The organism is Streptomyces griseiscabiei (assembly GCF_020010925.1).
GTDB lineage: Bacteria > Actinomycetota > Actinomycetes > Streptomycetales > Streptomycetaceae > Streptomyces > Streptomyces griseiscabiei.
This window is the reverse complement of record NZ_JAGJBZ010000001.1, coordinates 3,254,011-3,262,500: the sequence shown is the minus strand read 5'-3', so window position 1 is coordinate 3,262,500 and position 8,490 is coordinate 3,254,011. Positions and strand designations below refer to the sequence as shown.

The following is an 8,490-nucleotide window of genomic DNA, read 5'->3' as shown; positions in this document are numbered from 1 at the left end:
CAAACGTTCTGCGGTGGTCAGCTCATGGGTGGAACGTTGATTATTCGGCCGGTTCACCGGGCCGGAGGCTGTGAGTACTGCTCGTCAGAGTGTGGAAAACATGATCTCCGGACGGGGAGCGGCCGGGCACGCTGTTGGGTGTCTGAGGGAATGAACTTCCTTCAGTGCCGGCCCCGGTGTACTCACTGGATCTCCAGTGGGGTGACGGGTGGTTGGTCGTTGTTTGAGAACTGCACAGTGGACGCGAGCATCTGTGGCCAAGTTTTTAAGGGCGCACGGTGGATGCCTTGGCACCAGGAACCGATGAAGGACGTGGGAGGCCACGATAGTCCCCGGGGAGTCGTCAACCAGGCTTTGATCCGGGGGTTTCCGAATGGGGAAACCCGGCAGTCGTCATGGGCTGTCACCCATACCTGAACACATAGGGTATGTGGAGGGAACGCGGGGAAGTGAAACATCTCAGTACCCGCAGGAAGAGAAAACAACCGTGATTCCGGGAGTAGTGGCGAGCGAAACCGGATGAGGCCAAACCGTATGCGTGTGAGACCCGGCAGGGGTTGCGTATACGGGGTTGTGGGATCTCTCTTTCACAGTCTGCCGGCTGTGAGACGAGTCAGAAACCGTTGATGTAGGCGAAGGACATGCGAAAGGTCCGGCGTAGAGGGTAAGACCCCCGTAGCCGAAACGTCAGCGGCTCGTTTGAGAGACACCCAAGTAGCACGGGGCCCGAGAAATCCCGTGTGAATCTGGCGGGACCACCCGCTAAGCCTAAATATTCCCTGGTGACCGATAGCGGATAGTACCGTGAGGGAATGGTGAAAAGTACCGCGGGAGCGGAGTGAAATAGTACCTGAAACCGTGTGCCTACAAGCCGTGGGAGCGTCGCGCATCGAGTTTACTCGGTGCGTCGTGACTGCGTGCCTTTTGAAGAATGAGCCTGCGAGTTTGCGGTGTGTTGCGAGGTTAACCCGGGTGGGGTAGCCGTAGCGAAAGCGAGTCCGAACAGGGCGATTTTAGTAGCACGCTCAAGACCCGAAGCGGAGTGATCTAGCCATGGGCAGGTTGAAGCGGAGGTAAGACTTCGTGGAGGACCGAACCCACCAGGGTTGAAAACCTGGGGGATGACCTGTGGTTAGGGGTGAAAGGCCAATCAAACTCCGTGATAGCTGGTTCTCCCCGAAATGCATTTAGGTGCAGCGTCGTGTGTTTCTTGCCGGAGGTAGAGCACTGGATAGGCGATGGGCCCTACCGGGTTACTGACCTTAGCCAAACTCCGAATGCCGGTAAGTGAGAGCGCGGCAGTGAGACTGTGGGGGATAAGCTCCATGGTCGAGAGGGAAACAGCCCAGAGCATCGACTAAGGCCCCTAAGCGTACGCTAAGTGGGAAAGGATGTGGAGTCGCAGAGACAACCAGGAGGTTGGCTTAGAAGCAGCCACCCTTGAAAGAGTGCGTAATAGCTCACTGGTCTAGTGATTCCGCGCCGACAATGTAGCGGGGCTCAAGCGTACCGCCGAAGTCGTGTCATTGCGATATGTACCCCCAACGGGGATCGTGATGGGTAGGGGAGCGTCGTGTGCCGGGTGAAGCCGCGCCGGAAGGCAGTGGTGGACGGTTCACGAGTGAGAATGCAGGCATGAGTAGCGATACAAACGTGAGAAACGTTTGCGCCGATTGACCAAGGGTTCCTGGGTCAAGCTGATCTGCCCAGGGTAAGTCGGGACCTAAGGCGAGGCCGACAGGCGTAGTCGATGGATAACCGGTTGATATTCCGGTACCCGCTGTGAAGCGTCAAACACTGAACCAGGCGATGCTAAGTCCGTGAAGCCGCCCCGGAGCCTTCGGGCAAAGGGGAGTGGTGGAGCCGACGGACCAGACTTGCAGTAGGTGAGTGATGGGGTGACGCAGGAAGGTAGTCCATCCCGGGCGGTGGTTGTCCCGGGGTAAGGGTGTAGGCCGTGCGACAGGTAAATCCGTCGTACTTGTGGCTGAGACCTGATGCCGAGCCGATTGTGGTGAAGTGGATGATCCTATGCTGTCGAGAAAAGCCTCTAGCGAGTTTCATGGCGGCCCGTACCCTAAACCGACTCAGGTGGTCAGGTAGAGAATACCGAGGCGTTCGGGTGAACTATGGTTAAGGAACTCGGCAAAATGCCCCCGTAACTTCGGGAGAAGGGGGGCCACGCTCGGTGATCCGATTTACTCGGTGAGCTGGGGGTGGCCGCAGAGACCAGCGAGAAGCGACTGTTTACTAAAAACACAGGTCCGTGCGAAGCCGTAAGGCGATGTATACGGACTGACGCCTGCCCGGTGCTGGAACGTTAAGGGGACCGGTTAGTCACATTTCGGTGTGGCGAAGCTGAGAACTTAAGCGCCAGTAAACGGCGGTGGTAACTATAACCATCCTAAGGTAGCGAAATTCCTTGTCGGGTAAGTTCCGACCTGCACGAATGGCGTAACGACTTCTCGACTGTCTCAACCATAGGCCCGGTGAAATTGCACTACGAGTAAAGATGCTCGTTTCGCGCAGCAGGACGGAAAGACCCCGGGACCTTTACTACAGTTTGATATTGGTGTTCGGTTCGGCTTGTGTAGGATAGCTGGGAGACTGTGAAGCTCGGACGCCAGTTCGGGTGGAGTCGTCGTTGAAATACCAGTCTGGTCGTGCTGGATGTCTAACCCGGGTCCGTGATCCGGATCGGGGACAGTGTCTGATGGGTAGTTTAACTGGGGCGGTTGCCTCCCAAAGGGTAACGGAGGCGCCCAAAGGTTCCCTCAGCCTGGTTGGCAATCAGGTGGTGAGTGTAAGTGCACAAGGGAGCTTGACTGTGAGACCGACGGGTCGAGCAGGGACGAAAGTCGGGACTAGTGATCCGGCGGTGGCTTGTGGAAGCGCCGTCGCTCAACGGATAAAAGGTACCCCGGGGATAACAGGCTGATCTTCCCCAAGAGTCCATATCGACGGGATGGTTTGGCACCTCGATGTCGGCTCGTCGCATCCTGGGGCTGGAGTCGGTCCCAAGGGTTGGGCTGTTCGCCCATTAAAGCGGTACGCGAGCTGGGTTTAGAACGTCGTGAGACAGTTCGGTCCCTATCCGCTGCGCGCGCAGGAATATTGAGAAGGGCTGTCCCTAGTACGAGAGGACCGGGACGGACGAACCTCTGGTGTGCCAGTTGTTCTGCCAAGGGCATGGCTGGTTGGCTACGTTCGGGAGGGATAACCGCTGAAAGCATCTAAGCGGGAAGCCTGCTTCGAGATGAGTATTCCCACCCACTTGATGGGGTAAGGCTCCCAGTAGACGACTGGGTTGATAGGCCAGATCTGGAAGCCCGGTAACGGGTGGAGGTGACTGGTACTAATAGGCCGAGGGCTTGTCCTCAGTTGCTCGCGTCCACTGTGTTAGTTCTGAGACAACGACCGTTGTCGGCTTTTGAGCAGAACTGCTAACTGAAGAGTGTGCTTGTTCGCTCGAAACCATTAGGGTTTCGGTGGTCATAGCGTGAGGGAAACGCCCGGTTACATTCCGAACCCGGAAGCTAAGCCTTACAGCGCCGATGGTACTGCAGGGGGGACCCTGTGGGAGAGTAGGACGCCGCCGAACAATCTTTGGAAAGGACCCCTGGTCCCAGCGTTCAGCTGGGACCAGGGGTCCTTTTGTTTCTAGAATGCTTGCAGTACCGAAGACAGGAGTCACCATGTCCACCAACTCTCCCGACGATCGACCGGAGCGCGACCAGCGGCGACGGGACAGTGGTGACCGTGGCGGCTATCGCGGTGGACCGCGCCGGGACAACGACCGACGTGACAACGACCGTGGTGGTCAGGGCCGGCGCGACGACCGCGGCGGTGACAACCGTCGTGGCGACGACCGCCGTAGTGACGACCGCGGAGGCTTCCGCCGGGACGACCGTCGCGATGACCGTGTTGGCTACGGTCGGCGGGACGACAACCGTGGTGAGCAGCGCGGCAGTGGTGGTGGCGGTGGGTTCCGTGGCCGGGACGACCGCCGCGAGGGGGACCGTGGTCCTCGCCCCGCGTTCCGTCGTGACGACCGTCCCGGGGCTCCGCGCCGCGACGACCGGGATCGTGACCGCGGCTTCCGGAGGGACGGGGACCGTCCCGCCTTCCGCCGCGACGACCGCCGTGACGACGACCGTGGTGGCTTCCGCCGGGATGACAACCGTGGCGACCGTCCCGCGTTCCGGCGTGACGAGCGCAGGGACGGGGACCGTCCGCCCTTCCGCCGTGACGATCGTCGCGATGACCGGCGCGACGACCGCCGCGACAGCGGGGACCGTGGCGGCTTCCGTCGGGACGACCGCCGTGACGACCGTCGCGACGGGGACCGTGGCTTCCGCCGTGACGACCGTCCCGAGCGTCGTGAGGGCGACCGTCCCTCCTACCGCCGTGACGACGACCGCGGTGGCTTCCGCCGCGACGACCGTGGTGGCGAGCGCACCGGCGGGTTTCGTGGACGTGACGATCGCGGACGCGACGACCGGCGCGGGGACGACCGCGGTGGGCGTCCGCCCTTCCGGCGCGACGACCGTCGTGATGACCGCCGAGATGACGACCGTGGCGGCTTCCGCCGCGACGACCGCCGCGACGGGGACCGTCCGGCCTTCCGTCGCGACGACCGCAGGGACGACCGTCGGGACGACCGGCGTGACGACCGCCCCGTTCGCCGTGACGGCGACCGTCCTTCCTACCGTCGTGACGACGACCGTGGCGGCTTCCGCCGCGACGACAACCGTGGTGACCGTGGCGAGCAGCGCGGCGGCGGTGGCTTCCGTCGTGACGACCGTGGTGGCGAGCGCACCGGCGGGTTCCGTGGGCGTGACGACCGTGGCCGCGACGACCGGGGCCGTGGCCCCCGGCGGGACGACCGCGGTGGCCGACCCGGTGGTGGTTTCCGTGGCCGGGACGACCGCCGGGGCGGCGACGACCGGCGCGGGGGCGGGTTCCGCGACGAGCGTGACCGGGACCGGGAGCCGATCAAGCGGCTGCCGATCCCCGAGGACGTCACGGGCGACGAGATCGACAAGGACGTACGCCAGGAGCTGCTGAGCCTGCCCAAGGGGCTGGCCGAGGAGGTCGCCAAGAACCTGGTGATGGTCGCCCGGCTCATCGACGAGGAGCCCGAGCGTGCCTACGGGTACTCGCGGGTGGCTCTGCGGCTGGCGTCGCGCGTCGCCGCCGTGCGGGAGGCCGCCGGCTTCGCCGCGTACGCCAACCAGAAGTACAGCGAGGCGCTCGCGGAGTTCCGGGCCGCCCGGAGGATGACCGGCAACGTCGACCTGTGGCCCGTCATGGCCGACTGCGAGCGCGGTCTCGGGCGGCCCGAGAAGGCGCTGGACATGGCCGGGGCCCCCGAGGTGCACAAGCTGGACAAGGCCGGTCAGGTCGAGATGCGGCTTGTGGCGGCCGGTGCCCGGCGCGACATGGACCAGCTCGACGCGGCCATCGTCACCCTGCAGAGCCCGGAGCTGGCCTCCAACTCCGTACAGCCGTGGACCGCGCGCCTGCGGTACGCGTACGCCGACGCGCTGCTCGCGGCCGGGCGTGAGGGCGAGGCCCGGGAATGGTTCGCCAAGGCGGTCGAGGCCGACAAGGACGGCAGCACGGACGCCTCGGACCGGCTCGCGGAGATGGACGGGGTCGAGTTCGTCGACGCCCTCGGCGATGACGAGGACGACGAGAGCGGGCGTACCGACGTCAGGGACGCGGAGGACGCGGAGGACATCGACGACGGCGAGGACGGCGACGACGAGGATGCCGAGGACAGCACGGACCTCGACCTCGACGCGGTCGACGACACCGACGAGGACGATGTGGCCGACGCCGACCTCGACGCCGATGACCACGAGGTCCGCGACGACAAGGACTGACGTCCGGTCGGCACAGTGACGAAAGGGCGGGACCCCCGTACGCGGGGTCCCGCCCTTTCGTATGTCCGGGTGCCGGAGGTGGTGTGCTCCCTCACAGCTCCAGTGCGCGCAGGACCAGCCCCGAGGCCGGCTTCGGGCCGAACGACGTGGACTTGCGGGGCATGGTGACGCCCTGGCGGGCGAGGTCGCGTACGACTTCCTCGCGGACGGGGTGCATGAGGACGGCCGTGCCGCCGTCGCGTTCGGCCTTCTCCACGGTCGCGGCGGTGTCGTGGATGTAGGCGATGTGGGCCGGGGAGTCCTCGGGGATGTGCCAGACGTGGTCGAGGAGGACGGCGTGCAGGACCGTGGCGTCCAGGGTGCGCCAGGCGGCCGGGCGGCCGGCGGGGATCGTACGGGCGAGGAGGGCCGGGTCCGGGCGGTCGACGAGGTGGAACGAGCCGTCGCCCGCGAGGAGGAAGGCGTTGCCGTCGGCTGCCGCGTCCGCCAGGGCGGAGAGGGCCTCGGGGAGCGGGACGGCGAGGGTGCGGACGCGGAACCGGCCGTTCAGGGCGGTCAGGGCTTCCTGGACCGGGAGCCGGTGCAGGAGGCGGTGGATCGCGCGGACGCGCAAGGGGTAGCGGGCGGTGTCCACCAGGAGGACCAGGCCGTAGTCCCAGGGGCTGGGCGACGGGTGTTCCGTGCGGAGCCGTAGGTAGGTGGCCCAGCGGTGGTGGCCGTCGGCTATCAGGGCCTGGTGGTGGGCCAGGTCCGACTGGATCTCGGCGAGATCGGCCGGGTCGGTGACCGCCCAGAGCCGGTGGCGGAAGCCGTCCTCCGTGGTCGTGCGGAGGAGCGGGGCACGCCGTGTGGTGCGCTCGACCACGGCGGTCGCACCGGCTGTGCTGCCGTTGCCCCGGTAGGTGAGGAGCAGGGGCTCCATGTTGGTGGAGGTGGCGCGCATCAGGGCCGCGCGGTCGGCGATGACATGGGGGATGACGTCCTCGTGGGGGAGGACCACACCGGCGGAGGGTTCCGAGAGGCGCAGCGCGCCTATGAGACCGCGTTGGAGGATGCTGTCGTCGGCCTGCTCGTAGACGTAGAGGCCGGGCTCCGCGTCGGGGGCGAGGACGCCCTCGGTGAGCCAGCGGCGCAGGGTGTCGGCCGCCTGTTCGTCGCGGGCGGCGGGTGTTCCGGCCTGGGGGAGGATGAGACGGACGATGTTGTACGGATCAGCGGATTCGAGGTGGAGCAGACCGTCCGGCCGTACGACCACGTCGTACGGCGGTGATGTCACGGCGGCCAGGCTGCCGACCCGGTCGGGGTCGTAGCGAAGCCCCCGGAACGGGGTCAGTTCGAGGCCGCTGCGCGCCGGGATCTCCTCCGCGGGACCTGCGTAGTTCATTGATGCATCGTAGGGGTGTCGGCTGTGTGAGGGATGATCGGAGAAAGCGACCTAACCGATTGTTGACCCAGCGGCGACCGACCGGCCGGGCGACCGACCGCGTGCGTGACGTGTGAGCGGCCGGCCTGCCGGTGGGCCGAGCGAGGAGAGGAGTGCAATGAGCCAGCCAGTCAGGACACGGCCCGACGGCAGTGGGCAGGCCCTGAGCGAGGCGTACGACACGGCGCTGCTCGATCTGGACGGGGTGGTGTACGCGGGCGGGAGCGCCATCGCGTACGCCGTGGAGTCCCTGGGGACGGCGCGCGCCGGTGGAATGCACCTGGCGTACGTCACGAACAACGCGCTGCGCACGCCCGACACGGTGGCCGCGCATCTCACGGCACTCGGGATTCCGACCGGGGCCGGTGACGTCATCACCTCGGCGCAGGCCGTGGCCCGGCTGATCAGCGAGCAGCTGCCCGCCGGTGCGAGGGTGCTGGTCATCGGCGGTGAGGGGCTGCGGGTGGCGCTGCGCGAGCGGGGGCTCGAACCGGTCGAGTCGGCCGACGACGACCCGGCGGCGGTGGTGCAGGGGTACGGCGGACCGGACCTGCCCTGGGGGCGGTTCGCGGAGGCCAGCTACGCCGTCGCGCGCGGGGTGCCGTGGTACGCGTCCAACACCGACCTGACGATTCCGAGCGCGCGGGGCATCGCGCCCGGCAACGGGGCGGCGGTGCAGGTGGTCCGGATCGCGACCGGGGCGGAGCCGCAGGTGGCGGGCAAGCCGCTGCCGCCGATGCACCGGGAGACGATCCTGCGGACCGGTGCCGAGCGGCCGTTGGTGGTCGGGGACCGGCTGGACACCGACATCGAGGGCGCGTTCAACGGCGAGGTCGACTCGCTGCTCGTACTGACCGGTGTGACCGACGGCGCGCAGCTGCTGGCCGCGCCCCCGCAGCACCGGCCGACATATGTGGACGCCGATCTGCGGGGCATGCTCACCGGGCAGCCGGAGGTCGTCGAGGCGGGCGCCGGTTTCCGCTGCGGCGGCTGGACGGCGACGGCCGGCGCGATGGGGAGGCTCGAACTGGACGGTGAGGGCGGCGCCCTGGACGGGCTGCGGGCGCTGTGCGCGGCGGCCTGGACGGCGGCCGGTGCGGGCGTGTGCGAACTGGACGCGGGGAAGGCGCTGGCCCGGCTGGGGTTGTGAGAGGCCGGCCGGGGGCGTGCGGGGGCCCT

At 66.5% G+C, this 8,490-nt stretch carries 3 protein-coding genes and 2 rRNA genes; 4 read left to right on the top strand and 1 reads right to left on the bottom strand.

The window, feature by feature from the left end; genetic code table 11:
- The first annotated feature begins 255 nt into the window (after window positions 1-255).
- From J8M51_RS14165 to J8M51_RS14155, 3 genes are all read left to right on the top strand, one after another.
- Window positions 256-3,379 (top strand): 23S ribosomal RNA (locus J8M51_RS14165).
- A 105-nt stretch (window positions 3,380-3,484) separates the two neighbouring features.
- A 5S ribosomal RNA gene (rrf, locus tag J8M51_RS14160) occupies window positions 3,485-3,601 on the top strand.
- A gap of 1,402 nt (window positions 3,602-5,003) precedes the next feature.
- Window positions 5,004-5,888, top strand: a complete 885-nt coding sequence (locus J8M51_RS14155; RefSeq protein ID WP_218781474.1) for a tetratricopeptide repeat protein — start codon at window positions 5,004-5,006, stop codon at window positions 5,886-5,888.
- 91 nt (window positions 5,889-5,979) lie between these two features.
- Here J8M51_RS14155 and J8M51_RS14150 read toward each other — a convergent pair whose 3' ends face one another.
- Entirely contained in the window at window positions 5,980-7,272 is a 1,293-nt protein-coding gene (locus J8M51_RS14150; RefSeq protein ID WP_086761034.1) for a DUF1015 family protein, read from the bottom strand.
- A 157-nt stretch (window positions 7,273-7,429) separates the two neighbouring features.
- Here J8M51_RS14150 and J8M51_RS14145 point away from each other — a divergent pair, with 157 nt between their 5' ends.
- Window positions 7,430-8,461 carry an HAD hydrolase-like protein gene (locus tag J8M51_RS14145; RefSeq protein ID WP_086761036.1) on the top strand — a complete coding sequence of 344 codons (1,032 nt, stop codon included), beginning with the start codon at window positions 7,430-7,432 and terminating at the stop codon, window positions 8,459-8,461.
- Window positions 8,462-8,490 lie beyond the last annotated feature (29 nt).